21 protein-coding genes are annotated in these 20,851 nt (G+C 65.3%); 1 reads left to right on the top strand and 20 read right to left on the bottom strand.

Annotated elements, in window-relative coordinates:
* Positions 1-18: 18 nt before the first annotated feature.
* The 14 genes from ASG75_RS02725 to ASG75_RS02665 form a co-directional block, all read right to left on the bottom strand.
* Complete coding sequence (locus ASG75_RS02725; protein WP_082547473.1) at positions 19-879, bottom strand: serine/threonine-protein kinase; 861 nt, start codon at positions 877-879, stop codon at positions 19-21.
* 737 nt (positions 880-1,616) lie between these two features.
* On the bottom strand, positions 1,617-1,847 hold the full coding sequence (locus ASG75_RS16170; protein WP_157616879.1) for a hypothetical protein: 231 nt from the start codon (positions 1,845-1,847) through the stop codon (positions 1,617-1,619).
* A gap of 48 nt (positions 1,848-1,895) precedes the next feature.
* Positions 1,896-3,098, bottom strand: a complete 1,203-nt coding sequence (fabV, locus tag ASG75_RS02720; RefSeq protein WP_056385471.1) for an enoyl-ACP reductase FabV — start codon at positions 3,096-3,098, stop codon at positions 1,896-1,898.
* A 383-nt stretch (positions 3,099-3,481) separates the two neighbouring features.
* The gene (locus ASG75_RS02715) at positions 3,482-3,886 is read right to left on the bottom strand and encodes a VOC family protein (RefSeq protein WP_056385469.1); all 405 of its coding nucleotides are present in this window, start codon (positions 3,884-3,886) and stop codon (positions 3,482-3,484) included.
* Between the two features lie 570 nt (positions 3,887-4,456).
* Entirely contained in the window at positions 4,457-5,191 is a 735-nt protein-coding gene (locus ASG75_RS02710) for a copper homeostasis protein CutC (protein ID WP_056385468.1), read from the bottom strand.
* Positions 5,188-6,270, bottom strand: coding sequence for a N(4)-(beta-N-acetylglucosaminyl)-L-asparaginase (locus ASG75_RS02705; RefSeq protein WP_056385466.1), 1,083 nt, complete (start codon positions 6,268-6,270; stop codon positions 5,188-5,190). The genes ASG75_RS02710 and ASG75_RS02705 overlap by 4 nt, the downstream gene beginning before the upstream one ends.
* 81 nt (positions 6,271-6,351) lie before the next feature.
* Positions 6,352-6,558, bottom strand: coding sequence for a cold-shock protein (locus tag ASG75_RS02700; RefSeq protein ID WP_056385464.1), 207 nt, complete (start codon positions 6,556-6,558; stop codon positions 6,352-6,354).
* Between the two features lie 158 nt (positions 6,559-6,716).
* Complete coding sequence (locus ASG75_RS02695) at positions 6,717-7,478, bottom strand: S-methyl-5'-thioinosine phosphorylase (protein ID WP_056385463.1); 762 nt, start codon at positions 7,476-7,478, stop codon at positions 6,717-6,719.
* A 188-nt stretch (positions 7,479-7,666) separates the two neighbouring features.
* Positions 7,667-8,224, bottom strand: coding sequence for a hypoxanthine-guanine phosphoribosyltransferase (locus tag ASG75_RS02690; protein ID WP_056385461.1), 558 nt, complete (start codon positions 8,222-8,224; stop codon positions 7,667-7,669).
* Positions 8,221-9,237, bottom strand: a complete 1,017-nt coding sequence (gene nagZ, locus ASG75_RS02685) for a beta-N-acetylhexosaminidase (RefSeq protein WP_056385459.1) — start codon at positions 9,235-9,237, stop codon at positions 8,221-8,223. The genes ASG75_RS02690 and nagZ overlap by 4 nt, the downstream gene beginning before the upstream one ends.
* Positions 9,231-9,752, bottom strand: coding sequence for a CYTH domain-containing protein (locus ASG75_RS02680; RefSeq protein ID WP_056385457.1), 522 nt, complete (start codon positions 9,750-9,752; stop codon positions 9,231-9,233). The genes nagZ and ASG75_RS02680 overlap by 7 nt, the downstream gene beginning before the upstream one ends.
* A 1-nt stretch (position 9,753) precedes the next feature.
* A complete protein-coding gene (rlmD, locus tag ASG75_RS02675) occupies positions 9,754-11,091 on the bottom strand; it encodes a 23S rRNA (uracil(1939)-C(5))-methyltransferase RlmD (protein WP_056385454.1) in 1,338 nt (445 codons plus the stop codon).
* A 72-nt stretch (positions 11,092-11,163) separates the two neighbouring features.
* Positions 11,164-11,766 carry a YdbL family protein gene (locus ASG75_RS02670; RefSeq protein WP_056385453.1) on the bottom strand — a complete coding sequence of 201 codons (603 nt, stop codon included), beginning with the start codon at positions 11,764-11,766 and terminating at the stop codon, positions 11,164-11,166.
* Positions 11,767-11,816: 50 nt separating this feature from the next.
* A complete protein-coding gene (locus tag ASG75_RS02665; protein WP_056385451.1) occupies positions 11,817-13,838 on the bottom strand; it encodes a hypothetical protein in 2,022 nt (673 codons plus the stop codon).
* Positions 13,839-13,883: 45 nt separating this feature from the next.
* On the opposite strand from ASG75_RS02665, the gene ASG75_RS02660 reads away from it, so the two are divergent.
* On the top strand, positions 13,884-14,621 hold the full coding sequence (locus ASG75_RS02660) for a response regulator (protein WP_327213297.1): 738 nt from the start codon (positions 13,884-13,886) through the stop codon (positions 14,619-14,621).
* Here the strand turns inward: ASG75_RS02660 and recO are convergent.
* From recO to lepA, 6 genes are all read right to left on the bottom strand, one after another.
* On the bottom strand, positions 14,618-15,343 hold the full coding sequence (recO, locus tag ASG75_RS02655; protein ID WP_056385449.1) for a DNA repair protein RecO: 726 nt from the start codon (positions 15,341-15,343) through the stop codon (positions 14,618-14,620). The two genes, ASG75_RS02660 and recO, sit on opposite strands and share 4 nt — an antisense overlap.
* A 102-nt stretch (positions 15,344-15,445) precedes the next feature.
* Complete coding sequence (gene era / locus ASG75_RS02650; RefSeq protein WP_056385447.1) at positions 15,446-16,378, bottom strand: GTPase Era; 933 nt, start codon at positions 16,376-16,378, stop codon at positions 15,446-15,448.
* 399 nt (positions 16,379-16,777) lie between these two features.
* Complete coding sequence (gene rnc, locus ASG75_RS02645) at positions 16,778-17,437, bottom strand: ribonuclease III (RefSeq protein WP_056385445.1); 660 nt, start codon at positions 17,435-17,437, stop codon at positions 16,778-16,780.
* Positions 17,438-17,440: 3 nt separating this feature from the next.
* Positions 17,441-17,824 (bottom strand): DUF4845 domain-containing protein, encoded by a 384-nt coding sequence (locus tag ASG75_RS02640; RefSeq protein WP_056385443.1) that lies wholly within the window; start codon positions 17,822-17,824, stop codon positions 17,441-17,443.
* A gap of 186 nt (positions 17,825-18,010) precedes the next feature.
* Entirely contained in the window at positions 18,011-18,907 is an 897-nt protein-coding gene (lepB, locus tag ASG75_RS02635) for a signal peptidase I (RefSeq protein ID WP_056385441.1), read from the bottom strand.
* A gap of 104 nt (positions 18,908-19,011) precedes the next feature.
* Positions 19,012-20,805: a translation elongation factor 4 gene (lepA, locus tag ASG75_RS02630; protein ID WP_056385439.1), complete on the bottom strand. Its 1,794-nt coding sequence runs from the start codon at positions 20,803-20,805 to the stop codon at positions 19,012-19,014.
* Between the last annotated feature and the right edge of the window lie 46 nt (positions 20,806-20,851).

The raw sequence follows: 20,851 nt of genomic DNA, 5'->3' as shown, positions 1-20,851 counted from the left end.
CATTAATCTCCCGTGGTGTCACCTGTCGGCGAGCAGTCTGAGCGCATCCGTAAATGACGCAGGCCTCTGACGGGGATCAAGCGCCGTACATTGAGCAATGAAGTCACCCAGCGAGCCTCCTATTTGATTGGCAACCTTGGCTGCAGCACTGTTCAAAGCAGTCAACCCATGCTCATTGAAACCATGTTTGCGAATAAGGTCTGTCACAAAGGCTCCCACTACGAGCTCACTGGCGACGAGTCCTAAGGAGTAAAGGTCTGAGGCCGCTGTTATGGGCCATTCGGGATCGAAGCGTTCTGGCCCCATATAACCTGGCGTGCCTGCGGCGCTGGTAAAAGTGGCTGAAGCGTTACCCATGCCTGCGGTCGTGGCACGCGCGCTGGCGAGCCGAGAAATACCCCAGTCGGCAACCTTCACGTTAGTCGGGCTATTAAGCCATAGGATATTTTGTGGTTTGATATCCAAGTGGTAGATGCCCAACTCGCCAAGGGCAAACTCAAGAGCAAATAGAATGTCCCGCACGATGCCCATAGCGACAGTTGGCTCAAAGGACTTCTTGGTAATGACCTCGTAAAGCGACCCGTCCATGCGGGGCATAACAGCGGCGAGGTGCCAGTTGAGATAGTCGATCGCCAGCAGCGGCGTAATCCGAGGGTGGCATAGACCAAGCCAGTTCGTGAGTTCGTTGACAACCAACTTTTCTGAAATGTCAATGTGGAAGGTCTTGACCGCCACGCGTGCCTCGAAACGGGGATCTTTGGGCGGATCCTGGCGCGACAATAGCCACACATCGCCCATACCGCCAAATAGAGTGGTGTCAATCGCGTAACCGTCACCACCTAACCGTGCATCTACGCGCGCTCGTGTAGTCGAACTCATGCCGGCACGCTCTGCATGTCGTCACTCAACCGTCGCCCTTGTGCGTCATAAGCCACTCGTTTAGGAGTCATCATCAGACGCATATCGGGACTGAACGAGTGCCATAAGCGCCCAATACAGCCCGGGTGAACGAAGCCAGTATTGACTGGCCGCCCTGAAAGATCCGCCGTAATTGAAGGTAGTGCCAAGACATCTTGGCTCCCGCACGTCAGGCAACGTGGGTCGTTATGACGCGATGTCTGCAATACGATAGTCTGCGCGAGAGTGCGCTCGATTTTATTCAAACTTTCGATGTCACTGCGTGGCCGTCGAAAGAGTACCCGGAGCCGATCCTTCAGCTCGCTCTCGCTCGCCAAGCGCCTATTACGGCTGTCCTGGAGTTCCTGCTCTAGCTTTGCAGGATCCAAGTCCTCGATAGCAGCAGTACCTTGGCATTGATGGCACCAACCCAACTCCTTTTGAACAGGTAGTTCGACACCAGTGGAAAGCACGTAGACTGGTCGACCGATGAGAAAGGCATTGCCAGGGAAGCTAGCCATACAACGGTCACATTCCAGCAAGCTTGGCGCAAAGGACACTTGGCGACCCTCCTCTGTGACCATTACGAATTACAAGCTGTTAGTATCAGGCTATGCAGGGTAGCGCGCCATCGATGGCCCGGATCATAGCAGCGCCACACGCCACCCGATCACTGCAGAAATCGATAGATCATTGCACACGCCATGCGTTGATCTGATTCAAGAAGAAGTCATCTTGCCCATAGCCCGAGACCGAGAAGCAAGTGCAGCGTGTGCAGCTCGCGCGATGTAATCGGACTGATTTAATGATGCCGCCATCAGCGCGAGTTCAGGTTTGCTGCGATCACTACCATTAACTTGTTCAAGCTCATTCACAGACATTGTAGCGACGACAGATCCAAGCTCTTGCCCAGTTAGCTCGTTCAAGTAATCGATTTTTTCGCTGTCCATAATACGACCCCCTGATTTCGAAGATCTCAAGCCTATCACCTGATTGACTCACCCCTCCAAACAATCAAATCGCCGATCCGCCTCCACCTCCGCCTCATAGTCCACATCCGCCCGATCAAACCCGAACAGCTGCAGGAACTCGTGCTTGTACCCCGCGTAGTCGGTGATCTGCTTGAGGTTTTCGGTGGTGACGGTGGGCCAGATCGTCTTGCAGGGGATCTGCACGTCGTCGCGCAGTTCCCAATCGTCTAGCCGCAACCGGCCTTCATCGTCGGTGGGTGCGGGGACGCCGTCGGCGCGGTAGAGGCGGTCGTGGAACAGGCGGTTGGCCTGCTCGATCGGGTTTTCGTGGATGCCCTTCTCCTTCATGATCTTGAAGGCGATGGAGACATACAGCGGAATCACCGGGATGGCGGCGCTGGCCTGGGTGACGACGGACTTCATCACGCCGACGTAGGCGTCGAGGCCGGGGTGGCGGCTGCGCAATTGCTTCGCGGTGTTGTCCAGGTGCTGCTTGGCCCGGCCCAGGGTGCCGTGCCAGTACATCGGCCAGGTGATCTCGGTGCCGATGTAGCTGTAGGCGACGGTCTTGGCGTGTTCGGCCAGCACGCCGGCGGCGCTCAGCGCGTCGATCCACAGCGCCCAGTCCTCGCCGCCCATGACGGTGACGGTGTCCTTGATTTCCTGCTCGGTGGCCGGCTCGACGGTGGCCTCGATCACGGTGTCCTTGTTGGTGTCGACCGAAGTGTTGTGGAACGGCTCGCCGATGGTCTTGAGCGCCGAGCGCACCACTTCGCCGGTGTCCGGCAGCTTGCGCACGGGCGAGGCCAGCGAATAGACCACCAGGTCGATCGGGCCGCCCATCTCGTTCTTGATGATCTCGATCGCGCGGGCGCGGGTTTCGTTGGCGAACGCGTCGGCGTTGATCGACTTGCTGTACAGGCCTGCGGCTTTGGCCGCCTTGTCGAACGCGGCGGAGTTGTACCAGCCGGCGGTGCCGGTTTTCTCGTGGCTGCTGGGCTTCTCGAAGAACACGCCGAGCGTGGCCGCGCCGTAGCCGAACGCGGCGGTGATGCGCGAGGCCAGGCCGTAGCCGGTGGACGCGCCGATCACCAGCACGCGCTTCGGCCCCTTGGTTTTATCGTGGCCGGCGGCCTGGGTGACCTCGATCTGGTCGAGCACGTTGTGTTCGCAACCGACCGGGTGGGCGGTGATGCAGATGAATCCGCGGACTTTGGGCTTGATGATCACTCGGGTGGCTCCTGCTGCTGTTCGGCAATTCGCCATCTTAACCAAGCTGGGGGGCCATGCGCTGCCGTAGGGAGTGTCGCGGGGTTCGTTCCTTGTTCGTCATCCCGGCGAAGGCCGGGATCGCAGTTGCTGTTGCGAAGGGGCGTGTGGATGACTGGTTTCTTTGTCGAAGTGCGATTCCGGCCTTCGCCGGAATGACGATGTGGGAGGTTTTTGCTCGTCATCCCTGCGAAGGCAGGGATCGCATGTCGCTGTTGCGAAATGTCTAAGGGGTGACCGGCTTTGTCGTTGAAGAGCTGAAGTGCGATGACCAGCTTTGCTCCGAAGGCGTCCGCCTTGAACGAATGACTGGCCCGCATGACCTCGTGCTTGATCTACGTGGATCACTCCTGTGCCGGCGTGGCGCTCATGTGGAAGAGGCCCCAGCCATGGCCGTCCGGGTCGACAAAGCTGTGCGAGTACATGAAGCCCAGATCTTCCGGCTTGTCGTAGGTCGAACCGCCCGCGGCGAGCGCCTTGGCCACGAGACCATCTACCTCGTCGCGACTCTCGCAATGGAGGTTGAGCAAAACTTCGACGGCCTTGCTCGTGTCGCAGATGGCTTGGGGCGTGAAGTCACGAAACCTGGCATGCGTAGCCAACATCACGAAAATCGTGTCGCTGACGACGATGCACGCGCCAGAGTCATCGCCGAACTGCGGGTTCCGTGAAAAGCCGAGTGCTTCGAAGAAGGCCACAGACTTCGGGAGGTCGGCGACCGGGAGGTTGACGAATATTTGTTTGCTCACGGTTTTCTCCTGTGTGTCGGTGGGTGTGTGGATATTCGCTGGAACCTAAAGCTGGAGTTGAGCGGCGTAGACGTCCACTTTGAACGAGCGATTAGGCGCCAAGCAGGCGTACTGGTTATTGAGAGCGATCATCTTTGCTTTCACCTAGAACCCACCGCTGCCAACTTGGAGGTAGCGCGGCAAGTTGCCCCAGTTTGAACGCCCCCGGTTCTGCGCGATGCTTCCAACCACGCCAAAGAACCACAAAAGAACCCACTACAAGGAATGCCAACCAAATTAGGGCAAACGCAATGTCTAGTGCTCGCCAATGAGTAGCGGCGGCTAGACCAATGGCGGTGACACAGATGAAGAACCACACGAAGGCACTGGGGCGACCCCAGGACACGGGCTTTTGCTGGTCATTTTTCATAGCCACTCCATGAAGCCTTACGCCAAGTAGATTTCGATATGAAGTCTAATCTCTGCAGCCTGTCTCGGAAGATCAAATTCCCTTGTGGACTTCGTTCTCAAAGAACCCACGGCCTGGCTTCCTTGTTGCAGCCTGAACCTGCCACTCCATCTCGCAGCAAGTCAGGGTGAAGCAGCCGCGGCATTCAACGCCGCGACAATGCCTCGTATCCGCTCGACATCGCTGCGCAACTCCCCACCCTGCATATCCTTCAGCAACTCCGGTTGCCACTGCATGTCGGACGGATGCTGCCGTTTTGCCGACGCATGGAATTCGTTGGCGCCGGTGGCGGCGGCCAGCGCCGCGATGTTCTGTGCGGTGACACCGGCGCCGGGCATGACTGCAAGACGGCCTGCGGCCTGCGCCACGAGATCGCGGATCAGCGCGGCGCCATCCACGGCGCTGGCCTGCGTGCCCGAGGTCAGCACGCGTTCGCAGCCGAGCGCGACGATAGCCTCCAGCGTACGCGCGGGGTCGCGGCTGAGGTCGAAGGCGCGATGGAAGGTCACGCCCAGCGCTCCTGCCGCAGCGATCAGGGCGCGGCAGCGCGGCATGTCGACCTCGCCATTCGCATCGAGCACGCCGAGCACCACGCCGTCGCAGCCCAGCGTCACGCAGGTTTCGATGTCGCGCTGCATGACCTCGCATTCCAGCTCGCTGTAGAGGAAGTCGCCGGCGCGCGGGCGGATCAGCACGTACAGCGGGACGCGCAGGCGTTCGCGGGTCAGCGCGATCTGCGCGTGCGACGGCGTGAGGCCGCCCAGTTCCAGCGCCGTGCAGAGTTCGACCCGCCCCGCTCCACCCTCTTGCGCGGCCAGCGCGGAGGCGACCGAGTTGGCGGCGATTTCCAGGATCATGAATAACTCGTCGTGTAGACGCTTTGCGAGGGGATCAGGGCGTCCTGCTTTTTCGCATCGCACACGGCATAGGAGAAGCCATGCTGGATGGCGTAGGCGCCGACCTCGCCGTCGCGGTTCATGGCGAGGAAGCCGACCTGCAGGGTCTTGGAAGCTTCGCGGCGCTTCTTGACGATGCGCATCACCGCTTCCTTGCAGGCCTCGTGCGGCGAGCGGCCCTGGCGCATCAGTTCGACCACCAGGAAGCTGCCGGCGTTGCGGATCACTTCCTCGCCGACGCCAGTGGAGGTGGCGCCGCCGACCTCGCCGTCCACGTACAGGCCGGCGCCGATGATCGGGCTGTCGCCGACGCGGCCGCGCATCTTCCACGCCATGCCGCTGGTGGTGCAGGCGCCGGCCAGCTTGCCATGCGCATCCAGTGCCAGCATGCCGATGGTGTCGTGGTTGTTCGCACCGCCGGGCATGCCGGGGGCGCCGCCCTTGCCGTAGTCGTGCACTTCGCTGTTGATCGAGGGTTTGTACTGCGCCGTCTTCAGCCATTCGTGCCAGGCCTGCTCGGCTTCGGGCGTGAGCAGGTCCTGCTTCTTGAAGCCCTGCTCCAGCGCGAACTGCAGTGCGCCTTCGCCGACCAGCAGCACGTGCGGCGTGCGTTCCATCACCCGCCGCGCCACCGAGATCGGATGTTCGATATGTTCGAGCGCGGCCACCGCGCCGCAACTGCCGTCGGCGTCCATGATGCTGGCGTCGAGGGTGACGTGGCCGTCGCGATCGGGATAGCCGCCTTTGCCGACGCTGTGGTTCTTCAGGTCCGACTCCGGCACCTGCACGCCGAACTCGACCGCGTCCAGCGCATGGCCGCCCTTGCCGAGGATGGTCCACGCCGCCCGGTTCGCCGCCACGCCGAAGTCCCAGGTCGAGACCACCCGCACGGTCGCCGTCGCCGGCGTCCGCGGCGCGGGTCCGGCAACCAGCTTGCCGCTTCGGTTTAACGGTCCGGCGGCCAGCTTGCCGCCCCAGGCCAGCATCGAGGCCGACGCTCCCAGCACGGATGCCTTGAGGAACTGCCTGCGGTCAGTCATCACGTTCTCCCGTCATGAAAAGCAAAAACCCCGCACAGGATGCGGGGTTTCGTTCTTGCTGTGCAACGTATGCCTGGCGAATCAGGCGGCCACTTCGACCGCCGATGCCTGGGCGCCCTTCGGGCCCTGGGTCACTTCGAACTGTACGCGCTGACCTTCCTGCAGGCTGCGGAAGCCCTTGGAATTGATCGCGGAAAAATGGACGAATACGTCCGCACTGCCATCCTCGGGCGCGATGAACCCGAACCCCTTGGCATCGTTGAACCACTTGACCGTACCAAAACTCATTGCGAGAACCTCTGGATACATGGAGTGAGTGCGCCAGGATCTGCGCTGAACCACTGTTCTCCCCTCGGTTCGTCACCCTGGCCCGGGAAAAGTATCAATATGTGAAGGCCGAGTGCAATACGAAATTATCCGGGCAGTTCGCAGACTCGCGGCGGCGTTCAGCTTTTCAGCAGCGCGGCAAGGATGCGCGGTACCTCGGCGGTGGCCGCCGCCAGATGCGCGAAGATTTCCTCGATGCTGATTTCCGCCTCGTCGCCGCAGCCGGCAGCGAAGTTCGCCACCAGCGCCAGGCAGGCGTACTCCAGCCCCAGTTCGCGCGCCAGCACCGCCTCGGGCATGCCGGTCATGCCGACCAGGTCGCAGCCGTCGCGTTTCATCCGCGCGATCTCGGCGCGGGTTTCCAGCCGCGGTCCCTGCGTGGCGCCGTAGCAGCCGCCGCCGATCACCTCGACGTTCACCGCGCGCGCCGCCGCCAGCAGTTGCAGGCGCAGCGATTCGGTATACGGCTCGCTGAAGTCGATGTGCTTCACCTCGGCACCCTCGACATCGCAGTAGCTGGTGTAGCGGCCGTGGGTGTAGTCGATCAGCTGGTCGGGCACCACGATCACCCGCGGCCCCATGTCGCCGCGAATGCCGCCCACCGCGTTGACCCCGATCACCCGGCGCGCGCCCAGGCTGTGCAGCGCCCACAGGTTCGCGCGGTAGTTCACCCGGTGCGGCGGCAACGTGTGGCTCTCGCCATGGCGGGCCAGGAACGCCACCCGCTTGCCGGCGAAATCGCCGAGCACGACGTCACCCGAAGCCGCGCCGTACGGCGTATCCACCGCCTGCCGCGTGGCGTTTTCCAGGCCCGGGAAGTTGTACAGGCCGCTGCCGCCGATGACGGCGAGGTCGATGGTGGCGTGGTCGGGATGAGGCATCGTGGTGATCCATGGGCAGGCTGAAGCTAACGGCATGAGTCGCCGGCTTTGCTCCCTCCCCTGCATCGCAGGGGAGGGTTGGGGAGGGGTGGCTCTTTGTCAGGAGGTCAAAAGCCAGTCGAGAGCTTTACCCCCTCCCAACCTCCCCCTGCAAGCAGGGGGAGGAGCAAAGTGCCGGCTCCGTATTATCAAGCCTCGTCTTTCAACGCATAGATCGCTGGCAGGTTGCGGCCCTGCTCGTAATAGTCCAGGCCGTAGCCGAACACGTAGCGGTCCGGCAATTCGACGCCGTTGAAATCGGAGGCGATGCCTTCGACCAGGCGGTCATGCCGCTTGGTGCACAGGCTGGCGATCAGCACGCGCTTGGCGCCGCGCCGGTAGCAGTCCTCGCGCACCGCCTTCAGCGTGTGGCCTTCGTCGAGGATGTCGTCGACCAGCAGCACCACGCGATCGACCAGCGACACCGCCGGTTCGCGCAACCAGTGCAGGTCGCTGCCGGAGGTGGCGCCGCGGTAGCGGGTGGCGTGCACGTAGTCGAATTCCAGGTCGGTGCGGATCGCCAGCGCCAGTTGCCCGGCAAAGATCAGCGCGCCGTTCATCACGGGGAGGAACACCGCACGCTCGCCGTCCAGCGCGGCGTCGATCTTCCGGCCCATGTCGGCGATCACGCTTTCCAGCGTGCTGCGTTCGTACAGCAGCTCGGCCTGCGCCAGCGCATCGGCCAGGAGTGGGGTTGGAGTATTCATGCGGTTCCTTGGTCGGCGTTCAGTGCCGTGATGCGCGCGACGAAACGCTCGCGCTGCGGATTGTTGGTGAGGCCGTCCCAGCTGGAGCCCAGCGAGCCGCGCATGGCGGCCAGCTGCGGCGGCATCGGCGCGGCGTCACCCGGCATCGCGGCGATCGCCTCGTCCACCACCTCGGGGAAGCAGGCCAGCACCAGGTCGCAGCCGGCATCCAGGTGCGCGCGCACGCGCTCGCCCACGCTGCCGGCCGCACCGGCGGCGGCCATGCTGATGTCGTCGCTGATCACGGCGCCGGCGAAACCGAGTTCGCCGCGCAGGATCTGTTCGATCCACCGCTTCGAGTAACCGGCCGGCTGGCTGTCCACCGCTGGATAGGTGACGTGCGCCATCATCACCGCCTCGACCCGCGCCTCGATGCATTCGGCGAACGGCAGCAGGTCGTCGCGGCGGATCTCGTCCAGGCTGCGCGGGTCGATCGCCTGCGCCTTGTGCGTGTCGGTGGCGACCGAGCCATGTCCGGGGAAGTGTTTGAGTACCGCCGCCATGCCGCCCAGGTGCATGCCGCGCACGTAGGCCTGGCCCAGTTCGGCAGCCACCGCCGGATCGGCGTGGAACGCGCGCAGGCCGATCGCGGCATTGCCGCGGGCCAGGTCCACCACCGGCGCGAAACTGAAATCGACGCCGCTGGCGCGCAACTCGCTGGCCATCACCCAGGCGTGCTCCTCGGCCAGGCGGATCGCCTCGTCGGGGTCGCGCCGATACACCGCGCCGATCGCCGCCAGCGGCGGCAGGCGGGTGAAGCCGTCGCGGAAGCGCTGCACCGGGCCGCCTTCCTGGTCGACCGCGATCAGCACGTCGTCGCCGCCGACGTCGCGGATCGCCTCGCACAGCGCGATCAGCTGCTCGCGCGACTGATAGTTGCGTGCAAACAGCAGCACCCCGGCCACGCCCGGCGCGGTGAGCCAGCGCTTCTCGTGCTCGGCCAGTTCCAGCGCGGCCACGCCGATCATCAACATGCGGCATCCTCGGCAGCGCGCTCCGCCGGCGACCATTGCCGGTACGGATGCGCGATCAGGTTCACGTTGTAGTAGCGCGCCAGCGCGCTCACTTCGCGGCCCAGCCACGGCGGCCGCGGGAACGGCGCATCGACCGCGGGCAGCTCGACCTCGGCGACGATCAGCCCGCGGTTGTCGCCTTCGAATTCGTCGACCTCGAACAGCACGCCGTCGACCCGCACATGGTGGCGCGTCTTCTCCAGCACGCCGTCGCACAACGTGGCCAGCAGGTTCCTGGCGTCGTCGACCGGGATCGGGTACTCGAACTCGGCCCGCTCGATGCCGAGGCGAGCCGCCTTGATGTTGAGCCACGCCTGCGCACCGGCAAGCCGGGCACGAACGGAGGCGCGCGCCGTACCGTCGCGCAACGCCTGCGCGCCGACCAGATAACCCTGCGCGATCGGCTCGCTGCGTTCGATGCCGGTGCGCCAGCCATCGTTGGCCAACAGGAATTTCCTTTCGATCTCTATCGCCATCTCATCGCTCGAACAGCGCGATCGATTCGACGTGCGAGGTGTGCGGGAACATGTCCATCACCCCGGCCGAAGCCAGCCTGAAACCGTGCTGGTTGACCAGGATGCCGGCGTCGCGCGCCAGCGAGGCGGGATGGCAGGAGACGTAGACGATGCGGCGGGTCTGCTTGTGCGGCAGGTAGGCGAGCACCTGGTCCGCGCCGGCGCGCGGCGGATCGAGCAGCAGCTTGTCCCACGGCGCGCGCGCCCAGTCGGCGGTGCGCTGGTCCTCGAACAGGTTCGCCACATGGAAGCGTGCGTTCGCGATGCCGTTGCGTGCGGCGTTCTGCGCGGCGCGCTCGACCAGGCCGTGCTCGCCTTCCACGCCTGCGACTTCGGCCACGCGGCGGGCGATCGGCAGGGTGAAGTTGCCGAGGCCGCAGAACAGGTCCAGCACGCGGTCGGTCGGCTGCGGGTCGAGCAGTTCCAGCGCACGCGCCATCATCAGCTGGTTCATGCCGGCGTTGACCTGCACGAAGTCGAGCGGCTGGAACTCCAGCTCGACGTCCTCGAAGCGCGCGTCGCCACCGCCGATGCGGAACGCCAGCCGCGGGTTCTCCGGCCACAGCGGATGCACGCTGCTGGTGCCGCCCGGCTGCAGGTAGATCGCCAGAGCGTGCTGCTGGCCGAACGCGGTCAGCGCGGCCAGGTCGCGTTCGCTCAGCGGCTGCATGTGGCGGAACACCAGCGCCATCAGGTCGTCGCCGGCGGCAAACTCGATCTGCGGGATGTCGTTGATCGCATCCATGCCGCTGAGCAGGTCGGCAAGCAGGCCGACCTTGGGGCCGAGCGCCGGGTGCATCACCTCGCACTGCTGGATCTCGGTGACGAAGCGCGGGTTCTGCTCCTCGCGGAAACCCACCAGTACGCGCCCCTTCTTGGCCACGTTGCGCACCGACAGCCGACCCTTGCGCCGGTAACCCCATGGCTCGGCGGTGAGCGGCGGCAGCCATGTCTGCGGCGCGACCTTGCCGATGCGCTCGAAATTCTCCGCCAGCACGCGCTGCTTGGCGGCGATTTGCGAGGCGGCGTCCAGGTGCTGCAGCGAGCAGCCGCTGCACTGCGAAAAATGCTGGCAGCGCGGCTCCACCCGGTGCGCCGAGCGGGTGATCAGCTCGACGACTTCGGCTTCGTCGAAGTGGCGATGGCGCTTGCGCAGGCGGGCCAGCACATGTTCGCCCAGCAGCGCGCCGCTGACGAACACGGCCTTGCCGTCGACCCGGGCCACGCCTCGGCCATCATGGCCGAGGTCGGTGATGTGGGCTTCGAAAGGTGTCGACGGAACGGAGTTGGATCGGGACATGGTGCCTAAACGGATGGGGCCATGCTGGCTGGCCCCCGATTATCCCAGATCGGCCCGGATGGCGCCTGCGACCTACTTCTTCTGCCAGGCGCCGGATGCATCCTGGTAATACCAGCCCGCGCGCGCCTTCTCGATCCAGGTCTTGGCGAAGGTGGTGCGGATCTGCGCTTCCCACTCCGGGTGGTTGTTGGCGTTGGCGATTTCGCGATACAGCGCGGTGCGGTCGCGGTTCTCGTCGGCCACCGTGGCATTCGCCTGCGCGCGCTGGCTCAGCGGCACCTTGGCGGCGTCGCGCATGGCCACCATGCCGTCGCGCGTGAAGCCCACCGCGCCGCTGTCGAGCAGGTCGCCCAGCGCGCCCTGGAAGCGGCCCTGCATGCGGCCGCGGATCGCCTCGGTGGCGGCGGTCTGGATGCGGATGTTCGGCGTGTCGGCGGCGTAAGCGGCCGGAACCAGCAGGTCGAGCAGCATCGCCGACGGCTGGCCGTCGTCCTTGGTCACCGGCTTCTGCACCTTCGGTGCCGGAGCGGCAGGCGTCGCCTCGTCCAGCACGTTTCCGATGAACTGGTCGGCGGCCTTCTGCGCGGCCGCCTCGGGGAAGTACACGTTGATGGTGACGCAGCCGACCAGCGCCACGGCCAGCGAAGTCAGGATGACATAGACGAGCTTGCGCATGACGAACTCCTGTAGTCGAAAGGGTGAAGAGCCGGCAACCCGCGCTCCGCTCAGCGGATTTGCGGCGTCTCTCCGTGGATCGCGTCCTGCAGGCGCCGCACCAGGGTCGGCCAATCCACCTGGGTCTGGTGGCCGATCACCTGCAACCGCGGCAAACCACTGCCTTCGACGATAGTGTAGCCGCCGTCGGTAGTCTCCAGACCGCTCATCTGGCAAAGCGTGCCTTGCAGCGTGCAATTGAGGCCGATGCGTTTGTAGCCGAAGGTCTTGAACAGTTTCAGCATGGCGCCTTGCAGGCCTGCGACAATGCCGCCGCCACCGACCGCGGTGAGGTTGTTCACCGCGCGCTGGCTGATCCGGCCGCCATTGCCCGCGAGCAGGCTGGCCTTGAACGCGACCGGGCTCCAGTTGACCAGGCGCAGGTCGTCGATCGAACCATCCAGCGGGCCGGTGATGCCGCCGAAGTCGAACACGCTGGTGATCGCGGCCAGGTCCAGTTGCTTCAGGGCAATGTCGCCATTCAGTACCGGCGTGGCGCCGAACGGCTGCTGCAGCGAGAGCCGGGTGATGTCGACGAAACCGCCGAACAGGCTCGCCGACAAGCCGCCGGCCAGTTCGAAACGGTCGTCGACCCAGCGCAACGACGGCACAGCGCCGCCGAGCGTGCCGGGAAACGCCGGCCAGCCCATCGCCTGGCTGAAGGCGGCCATGTCGACGCCGGTCAGCGCCAGCGAGGCCGCCAGCCGTTGCCCCTGGGCTGCCGCCGGACGCCAGTCCAACTGGCCAATGCGCAACTGGCCCTGCAGGACCGGTACCAGCAGCGGCTGCTGCAGGCTGAGCATGCCGGCACGGCTCTGCCACTGCGACTGGGCAGCGCCGTTCGCTATCCGGTAGAACTGCAGCTTGCGCCAGCCCAGGGTCGTGGCCGGCCGCTCGCCATCGATCGCCCAGTCCAGCCCGCCTTGCAGGCCGTCGATCGCCAACCGGCCGTCCGCATCGGCCAGGTTCAGCCCGTCGGTATCGAACGCGAAACCGTGCGGACCGTCCGCGCGCAGGTCCAGACTGCCGTTCAGTTCGCCGGCGATGCGCATGTCGTGCAGGCCCAGCGTGCTCAGCCAGGCTTCGCCGTAGCGCTGGTAGGCCGCCGGGAAATTCGCGTGCAGGTGGTCCAGCCGCAAGGTCTTCAGCGTGCCCTTCGCGTCGAAGGCCAGCGCGCCGTCGAGCTGCAGCGCATCGGCGTCGTTCAGCCGCAGGCGGCTCAATTCGAACGCGCCGTTCTGCGCATTCGCATGCAGGGCCAGCTGGACCGGATGGTCCGGCAGCTTCGCGTAGATCGGCCCCAGCAGCAGTTCGCCGCCACGCAGGCTGGCGTCCAGGTCGATTCGCGCCGGACCGGTGGTGGTATCGAGGCTGAAGCGCCCGTTGCCGTCCAGCCCCTGCCCCGCCAGGGTGCCGCTGGGGGTGTCGAAGCCCAGGTTGCCGAGGGTGAACTGTCCGGACGATTGCAGGCCCGGATCGCGCAGGTCCAGCGCCAGTTCGGCATCCAGCCGGCCGCTGGTGGGACGCCCCGACCACACCGTGCCGAGCAGACCCTGCAGCCAGCCGACGGGAAGGTTGTCCAGGCTGATCTGCGCGTGGGTGGGCTGGTCCAGCGGCAGCGCGGTGCTGGCGTGCGCCTTGCCCTGCAGGATATCGATCTGCAAGGTGTTGGCGGCCTCGCTGAGCAGGATGTTCACGTGGGCGTCGCTGAGGGCGCCGCCCGGCGCGCCAGCCAGGCGCACGTTGCCGTCGAGGATCCAGCGCAGGCGGGCGTCCCGCTGCAGGTTGCCGTCGAGGGTCAGGCCCAGCCGCCGCCAGCCCATCGCTGCAATGTCGGCCTGCGCGGCGCTCAGTTGCAGCCGAAGCCCGCCGGCGGCATCCTCGCCGAGGCGCAGGGTTACCGCCTGCAGGTGCACGCCGGGAACGCTGATCGACTTCGCCGTGAGCAGCACCTCCGCCCGCGCAGGCAGCACCCAGCCGATCCCCAGCAGCAGGCAGCAACACAGCAACAAGTGGCTTGAAGTCGGACGCATGTCAGGCCATTCTGCCAAATCAAGATGAACGATATGGATTTCGTCATGAACAGCCCGCTCGCCAATGCAGATTTCGCCCCAACCCACGCCAGCCGTGCCCGGGTTCTGGTGGCCGACGACGACCCCGGCAGCTGCCGTTTCCTGTGCGACGGGCTGGACTCGATGGGCGCCCAGGCGGAAGCCTGCATGGATGGCGCGACGGCCCTGCAACGGGCGCGCACCGAACCCTTCGACCTGCTGCTGCTGGATTGCCGCATGCCCGGCGCCGGCGCGCTGCAAGTGCTGACCGCGCTGCGCGAGGACGCGCTGGCGTGCTCGATGGACAGCATCGCGGTAGCCACCACGGCCGAGCTGGAACCGCGCGACCGCCAGTCGCTGCTCGATGCCGGCTTCAGCGAGATCCTGTTGAAACCCTGCGGGCTGGCCGAACTGCGGCGTGTATTGGCGCTGGTGCAACCGGACCGCCACGACGCCTGCGTGCTGGACGACCAGGCCGCATTGACCACCACCGGCGACGCCACCACCATGCGCGCGTTGCGCCTGCTGCTGCGCGAGGAGCTGGCCCTGCTGCTGCAGGAGCTGGAGGCCCTGAGCCGCGACCACGCCGGCTTCAGCGAACGCCTGCACCGGCTGCGCTCATCCTGCGGATTCTGCGGAGCGACCGCGCTGTCGACGCAGACCGTGCTGCTGCAACAGCAGCTGCTGCAACGAGGCGCCACGCCGGCCGCGTTGGCGCGCTTCCGCAAGGCCCTGCTGGCGACGCTGCAGGCGCTGGACAGCTAGTCGGCTGTTTTCGGGCGACCCGAAACCGCCATCGCCAGCACCCGCCAGGCGCGCAGCTCGCCGCCGCCCAGATGGAAGCGGATCACCTCGCGCATCATGTCGCGCAGCGACTTCAGGCCGCTGTTGTCGGGCATCCGGTCCTGCCCCAACGCCAGCAGGTCGCTGCCGCGCAGCGCATGCGGGCTGTTGGCGGCGCAGCGCACGGCGCCCTGCTCGACCCGGTAGCGGTAGGACGCCTCCGCTTCGAGCGGCTCGCCGGAATCCGCCTCGTGTTGCAGCTGCAGGCCGTAGCCGATCACTTCCAGCAGGTCGCGCTCGAAGCGGCGCAGGCTCCACGCCAGCGATTCGCCCGCGGCCAGCCGCGCCAGGGTCCGGGCGTAGGCATCGAACAGTCGCGGGTAGGGATCCTGTCGGCCGGTCAGGCGTACCACCAGCTCGTTGAGATACAGCCCGGCCAGGCCGGCGTCGCCAGGCAGGCGCGTCGACGTGCCCACCGCTTCGACCGCGGTCAGCGTGGCCATCTCGCCGCGCAGCAGCAGGTCCATCGTCAACGGCTGGAACGGTTCCAACTGCGCCCGTCGCAAACGCGCCCGCTCGCCGCGCACACCGCGCGCCACCACTCCGAGCCGACCATGTTCGCGGGTCAGGCATTCGAGCAGCAGCGACGTCTCGCGATACGCGCGCGCGTGCAGGACATAGGCGGGTTGCTGTTCGATGCGCATGGCTTGATAGCCGGGATTCGAGATTGGGGATTCGGGATTCGCAAGAGCGCCCCAGGCTTCAGGCTTTTACGAATCCCGAATCCCCAATCCCGAATCCCGACCTTAATCCGTATAGCCGAACTTCTTCAGCATGTTCTCGTCGTCGACCCAGCCTTCGCGCACCTTCACCCACAGCTTCAGGAACACCTTGCGCTCGAACATGCGCTCCATGTGGCGTCGCGCGCTCGTGCCGATGGCCTTGAGCTGGGCGCCGCCGTTGCCGATCACGATGGCCTTCTGGCCGGCGCGCTCGACCCAGATGATCGCGTGGATTTCGGCAATACCGTCGGGGCGATCGTTGAACTGCTCGATCTCCACCGTGGTCGCGTAAGGCAGCTCCTGGTCGAGCCGCAGCATCAGCTGTTCGCGCACCATCTCGGCGGCGAGGAAACGTTCGCTGCGGTCGGTGACCTCGTCTTCGCCGAACACCGGCGGCTGCACCGGCAGGCGCTTGAGAATCGCCTGCTCCAGTTCCTTCAGGCCCTGCTCCTTGAGCGCGCTGACGTAGTGGATCTCGTCGTAGTTGTGCTTGGCCACCAGGTCGGCCACGAACGGCAGCATCACCGTCTTGTCCTTGTTGAGGTCGACCTTGTTGATCACCAGCAGGCGCGGCGACGACTGTTCGACCAGAGCGGCGTACAGCGCCTCGTCCTCGTCGGTGAAGCGGCCGGCCTCGATCACCTGCACCACCAGATCGACGTCGCTGATCGCCGAACGCGCAGCGCGGTTCAGGCTGCGGTTCATCGCGCGCTTGGCGCCGCGATGCAGGCCCGGCGTGTCGACGTACATGATCTGCCCGGCCTCGCTGGTGTTGATGCCGAGGATGCGGTGGCGGGTGGTCTGCGGCCGCGGGCTGATGATCGACAGGCGGAAACCGATCAGCGCATTGAGCAGGGTCGACTTGCCCACGTTCGGGCGTCCGGCCAGCGCGACCGTGCCGCAGCGGAAATTCTCATGCGGCAAGGTGCCGCCGGCGGGGTCCAGTTCGTGGTTCATGACGTTAGAGCCTGTTTATGATCTCCAAGTACCCCGCGCCGGGAGCTGTTTGCGCGCAGGCCAAGGAAGAGCGAAGGAGTGGACGTCCGTCCACGACCGAGTGATGACGCCGGCATGCGGGCAAACAGACCCGGCCCCCGAATTGATAGGTGCTGGGGTTGCCATCGAGTGGCCGCCATGCGGCAGCGCGCGGCTTGACCTGCCAGCCAGGCAGGTGCTGCGCCACGCACTACCAGCTGACGGCCACTCGATGACAACGCGGGGTGCTTGGAGATCATAAACAGGCTCTAAGGTGCTCGACGAGTCGGATGGCAAGTGTAGTGCTTCGCCGGAAAGGCAGGCCGGTCGGCCACGCCGCGGCTCCGCCAGGCCGGCGGCAGCTTCGGCGGAAACGGGAAATCAGGGGGTGCGCTGCTGCTCCAGCAGCTGGTTCAGCACGATTTCGGCGGCGTCCTGCTCGGCGGCGCGGCGGTTGCCGGCATGGGCCTCGACGGTGAACGCCATCGGCTCGCTGATCGTGCAGCTGATGTCGAAGGTCTTGGCGTGATCCTCGCCGTGGCTGGCGACCAGTTCGTACTGCGGCAGCGGCAGGCCCTTGGCCTGCAGCCATTCCTGCAACCGCGTCTTGGCGTCCTTGGAGGAACGGCGCAAGCCGGCGATGCGCTCGGCGAACAGCCCGCGTACGGTCTCGCGGCAGGCGTCGAAGCCGCCATCCAGGTACACCGCGGCGACCATCGCCTCGAACGCGTCGGCCAGGATCGAATCACGCCGGAAGCCGCCGCTCTTCAACTCGCCGGGGCCGAGCTTCAGCCCGTCGCCCAGGTCCAGCTCGCGCGCCACCACCGCCAGGGCCAGGCCATTCACCAGCTGCGCCCGCAACCGCGACAGTTCGCCTTCGCTGGCCTTGGGATGCACCTCGTACAGCATCTCGGCGACGATCGCGCCGAGCAGCGCATCGCCGAGAAACTCCAGTCGCTCGTTATTAGGCTTGCCGATGCTGCGGTGGGTCAGCGCCAGCTGCGCCAGCGCAGGGTCGCGAAAACGGTAGTTCAGTTCCAAAAGTTACTCGCCCACGTTGCCCTGCAGCTGCACGCTCTTGTCGAAGTGCAGCAGGAAGTCGATGTTGTACATGAACGGAATCTGCTTGTCGTAGGCCACGCGCAGCTGGTTGGCGCCGCCGCTGTTGCGCACGATGGTGATGTTCGCCGGCTTGATGGTGGCGTCGTCGACGTACTGGAAGCCCATCTTGAACATCAGGCCGCGGCGGATCTCGTCCAGCGACTTGCCGTTGGTGCCTTCGGTGGCGACCTGGTTCATCGCCTTCACCACGCCCATGTACTCCGAGTACGACGGCAGCAACTTCATGCCCATGTAGGCCAGGAAGGCCACGATGGCCATGATGACCAGGAACCCGATCAGGGTGACGCCCGACTGCTTCGATTTCATAGTCCCCTCGCTATGCCGCCTGTCTGGCGTGCCTTTCTGTGGATGGTGATCCGGGTCTGGCGGTCTCGCCGCCCCGCGCCGGCGTGCCGATTATGCCTGCGGATTCTCGCACTGTTGGCGGCCGGGCGTGCGCGACGGTTCGATCCCGTCACGCTTTCGCCAACCGGACCTGCCGTGCCGGCGATCTCAATGGATCACCGTGCCGATCCGCGAGAAGTCCACCCCGCCGGTGCCCCAACCCTTCCAGCTCATCCAGATCAGGAAGGCCTTGCCGGCCAGGTTCTGTTCCGGCATGCAGCCCCACCAGCGGCTGTCCAGGCTGTCGTAGCGGTTGTCGCCCATCACCAGGTAGCAGCCCGGCGGTACCTTCGAAGGCACCCGATCGTTCGGAATCGAATTCGGCGTGGTGTAGGCCGGCATCCGCGCGATCATGTGGCTGACCTTGCCCAGGTGCTCGGTCCAGACCGTGGCGCCCATGTTCAGCATGACCTGGTCCACGCTGCGCTGCGGATTGCCCACGTACGGGCCGATCTCGTCGGCCGCCACGCGCTGGCCGTTAACCCACAGCTCGGCGCCGTGCACCTCGATGCTGTCGCCGGGCAGGCCGATCACCCGCTTGATCCAGTTCTGCGACGGCACCGGCGCCTGCGGATCGTTGCAGCTCATGTCGCCGCTGCGCACCAGCTTGCCGCCGTCCTGGCACAGGTAGCCGGGGAAGCGGAACACCACCACGTCGCCGCGCTGCGGCTCGCCGAGGTCGACCAGCTTGTTGTTGAACGCCGGCATGCGCAGGCCGTAGGCGAACTTGTTGACCAGGATGAAATCGCCCACGTCCAGGGTCGGCATCATCGAGCCGGACGGGATGCGAAAAGGCTCGGCCACGAACGAGCGCAGCAGCAGCACCACCAGCACCACCGGGAACAGCGAGCGGGCCCAGTCCACCGGCATCGGGTCGCGGTATTCCTCGCCAGCGGCATCCAGGCGCACCTTGCGCTTCTTGTACAGGAACAGCCGATCCAGGCCCCACACCACGCCGAACAGCACGGTGAGGCTTAGCAAAATCGCCGAGAAATCAAATTCCATGTGGGGCTCCTGATGGAGCCGGGATTCGGGATTGGGGATTTGGGATTCGAAAGGGCGGCTTTGCGCTCCGAATCCCAAATCCCCAATCCCGAATCCCGGCCTGACTATTTATCTACTTTCAGCACGGCCAGGAAGGCTTCCTGGGGGATCTCCACACGACCGACTTGCTTCATGCGCTTCTTGCCTTCCTTCTGCTTCTCCAGCAACTTCTTCTTGCGGCTGACGTCGCCGCCGTAGCATTTGGCCAGCACGTTCTTGCGCAGCGCCTTCACGGTGGAGCGCGCGATGACCTGCGCGCCGATCGCAGCCTGGATCGCCACGTCGAACTGCTGGCGCGGAATCAGGTCCTTCATGCGCTCGACCAGGTCGCGGCCGCGGCGGTCGGCGTGGCTGCGGTGCACGATCAGGCTCAGCGCATCGACCCGCTCGCCATTGATCAGCACGTCGGTACGCACGAACGGGCCGGCCTCGAAGCGGTCGAAGTGATAGTCCATCGAGGCGTAGCCACGCGAGACCGATTTCAGCCGGTCGAAGAAGTCCATCACCACTTCGGCCAGCGGCATTTCATAACTGATCTGCACCTGGGTCGCCAGGTATTGGATCGAGCGCTGCACGCCGCGCTTTTCCTCGCACAGGGTGATCACGTTGCCGATGTAATCCGGCGGCGTGAGGATGTTGGCGATGATGATCGGCTCACGGATTTCCTGCACCAGGCTGGAGTTCGTCGGCAGCTTGGCCGGGTTGTCCAGCATCAGGATCGAGCCGTCGGTCTTGAGCACCTCGTACACCACGGTGGGCGCGGTGGTGATCAGGTTCAGGTCGTATTCGCGCTCCAGCCGTTCCTGCACGATTTCCATGTGCAGCATGCCGAGGAAGCCGCAACGGAAGCCGAAACCCATCGCTTCGGACGACTCCGGCTCGAAGAACAGCGCGGCATCGTTGAGGCGCAGCTTGTCCAGCGCCTCGCGCATCGCCGGGAAGTCGTCGGACGACACCGGGAACAGGCCGGCGAACACACGCGGCTGCATGGTCTGGAAACCGGGCAGCGCCTTGTCGGCGGGCTTGCCGGCGTGGGTCAGCGTGTCGCCGACCGGCGCGCCGTGGACGTCCTTGATCGAGGCGTTGATCCAGCCCACTTCGCCGGCGCCCAGCTTGGCCGTCTTCTTGCGCTTGGGCGTGAACACGCCGACGTCGTCCACCTCGTGGGTGCGCCCGGTGGACATCACCAGCAGCTTGTCGCCGGGCTTGATCTCGCCCTGCATCACGCGCACCAGCGACACCACGCCCAGGTAATTGTCGAACCAGGAATCGATGATCAGCGCCTGCAGCCGATCGGTGTCACGCGGCTTCGGCGGCGGGATGCGCGCGACGATCGCCTCCAGCACCTCGACCACGTTGAGGCCGGTCTTGGCGCTGATCGCCACCGCGTCGGTGGCGTCGATGCCGATCACCGCCTCGATCTCGCCCTTCACCTTCTCGATGTCGGCGGTGGGCAGGTCGATCTTGTTCAGCACCGGCACCACTTCCAGGCCCATCTCCACGGCGGTGTAGCAGTTGGCGACGGACTGCGCCTCGACGCCCTGGGCGGCATCCACCACCAGCAGCGCGCCTTCGCAGGCGGCCAGCGAGCGGCTGACTTCGTAGGAGAAGTCGACATGGCCGGGCGTGTCGATAAAGTTGAGCTGGTAGGTCTTGCCGTCGCGCGCGGTGTACGGCAGCGACACCGACTGCGCCTTGATGGTGATGCCGCGCTCGCGCTCGATCGGATTGTTGTCCAGCACCTGCGCCTCCATCTCGCGGTCGGCCAGGCCGCCGCAGATCTGGATGATGCGGTCGGCCAAGGTCGACTTGCCGTGATCGATATGGGCAATGATGGAGAAGTTGCGGATCAATTCCATGGAGCGCAGGCGGCCTGTCGGGCTTGAGTCTTGCCGCCACACACCA

It is taken from the genome of Rhodanobacter sp. Soil772 (genome assembly GCF_001428385.1).
Taxonomy (GTDB): Bacteria; Pseudomonadota; Gammaproteobacteria; order Xanthomonadales; family Rhodanobacteraceae; genus Rhodanobacter.
The sequence above is the reverse complement of the archived record's forward strand: the minus strand, read 5'-3'. Positions and strand labels throughout refer to the sequence as shown.

What these genes read in the sequence shown, in the direction of transcription:
- era (WP_056385447.1), bottom strand. Translation starts at nt 16,378, where the DNA reads ATGAACCACGAACTGGACCCCGCCGGCGGCACCTTGCCGCATGAGAAT.
- ASG75_RS02725 (WP_082547473.1), bottom strand. Translation starts at nt 879, where the DNA reads ATGAGTTCGACTACACGAGCGCGCGTAGATGCACGGTTAGGTGGTGAC.
- ASG75_RS02660 (WP_327213297.1), top strand. Translation starts at nt 13,884, where the DNA reads ATGAACAGCCCGCTCGCCAATGCAGATTTCGCCCCAACCCACGCCAGC.
- ASG75_RS02690 (WP_056385461.1), bottom strand. Translation starts at nt 8,224, where the DNA reads ATGAATACTCCAACCCCACTCCTGGCCGATGCGCTGGCGCAGGCCGAG.
- ASG75_RS02710 (WP_056385468.1), bottom strand. Translation starts at nt 5,191, where the DNA reads ATGATCCTGGAAATCGCCGCCAACTCGGTCGCCTCCGCGCTGGCCGCG.
- ASG75_RS02670 (WP_056385453.1), bottom strand. Translation starts at nt 11,766, where the DNA reads ATGCGCAAGCTCGTCTATGTCATCCTGACTTCGCTGGCCGTGGCGCTG.
- ASG75_RS02640 (WP_056385443.1), bottom strand. Translation starts at nt 17,824, where the DNA reads ATGAAATCGAAGCAGTCGGGCGTCACCCTGATCGGGTTCCTGGTCATC.
- ASG75_RS02700 (WP_056385464.1), bottom strand. Translation starts at nt 6,558, where the DNA reads ATGAGTTTTGGTACGGTCAAGTGGTTCAACGATGCCAAGGGGTTCGGG.
- lepA (WP_056385439.1), bottom strand. Translation starts at nt 20,805, where the DNA reads ATGGAATTGATCCGCAACTTCTCCATCATTGCCCATATCGATCACGGC.
- ASG75_RS02695 (WP_056385463.1), bottom strand. Translation starts at nt 7,478, where the DNA reads ATGCCTCATCCCGACCACGCCACCATCGACCTCGCCGTCATCGGCGGC.
- ASG75_RS02705 (WP_056385466.1), bottom strand. Translation starts at nt 6,270, where the DNA reads ATGACTGACCGCAGGCAGTTCCTCAAGGCATCCGTGCTGGGAGCGTCG.
- nagZ (WP_056385459.1), bottom strand. Translation starts at nt 9,237, where the DNA reads ATGTTGATGATCGGCGTGGCCGCGCTGGAACTGGCCGAGCACGAGAAG.
- lepB (WP_056385441.1), bottom strand. Translation starts at nt 18,907, where the DNA reads ATGGAATTTGATTTCTCGGCGATTTTGCTAAGCCTCACCGTGCTGTTC.
- ASG75_RS16170 (WP_157616879.1), bottom strand. Translation starts at nt 1,847, where the DNA reads ATGGACAGCGAAAAAATCGATTACTTGAACGAGCTAACTGGGCAAGAG.
- recO (WP_056385449.1), bottom strand. Translation starts at nt 15,343, where the DNA reads ATGCGCATCGAACAGCAACCCGCCTATGTCCTGCACGCGCGCGCGTAT.
- ASG75_RS02680 (WP_056385457.1), bottom strand. Translation starts at nt 9,752, where the DNA reads ATGGCGATAGAGATCGAAAGGAAATTCCTGTTGGCCAACGATGGCTGG.
- rlmD (WP_056385454.1), bottom strand. Translation starts at nt 11,091, where the DNA reads ATGTCCCGATCCAACTCCGTTCCGTCGACACCTTTCGAAGCCCACATC.
- ASG75_RS02665 (WP_056385451.1), bottom strand. Translation starts at nt 13,838, where the DNA reads ATGCGTCCGACTTCAAGCCACTTGTTGCTGTGTTGCTGCCTGCTGCTG.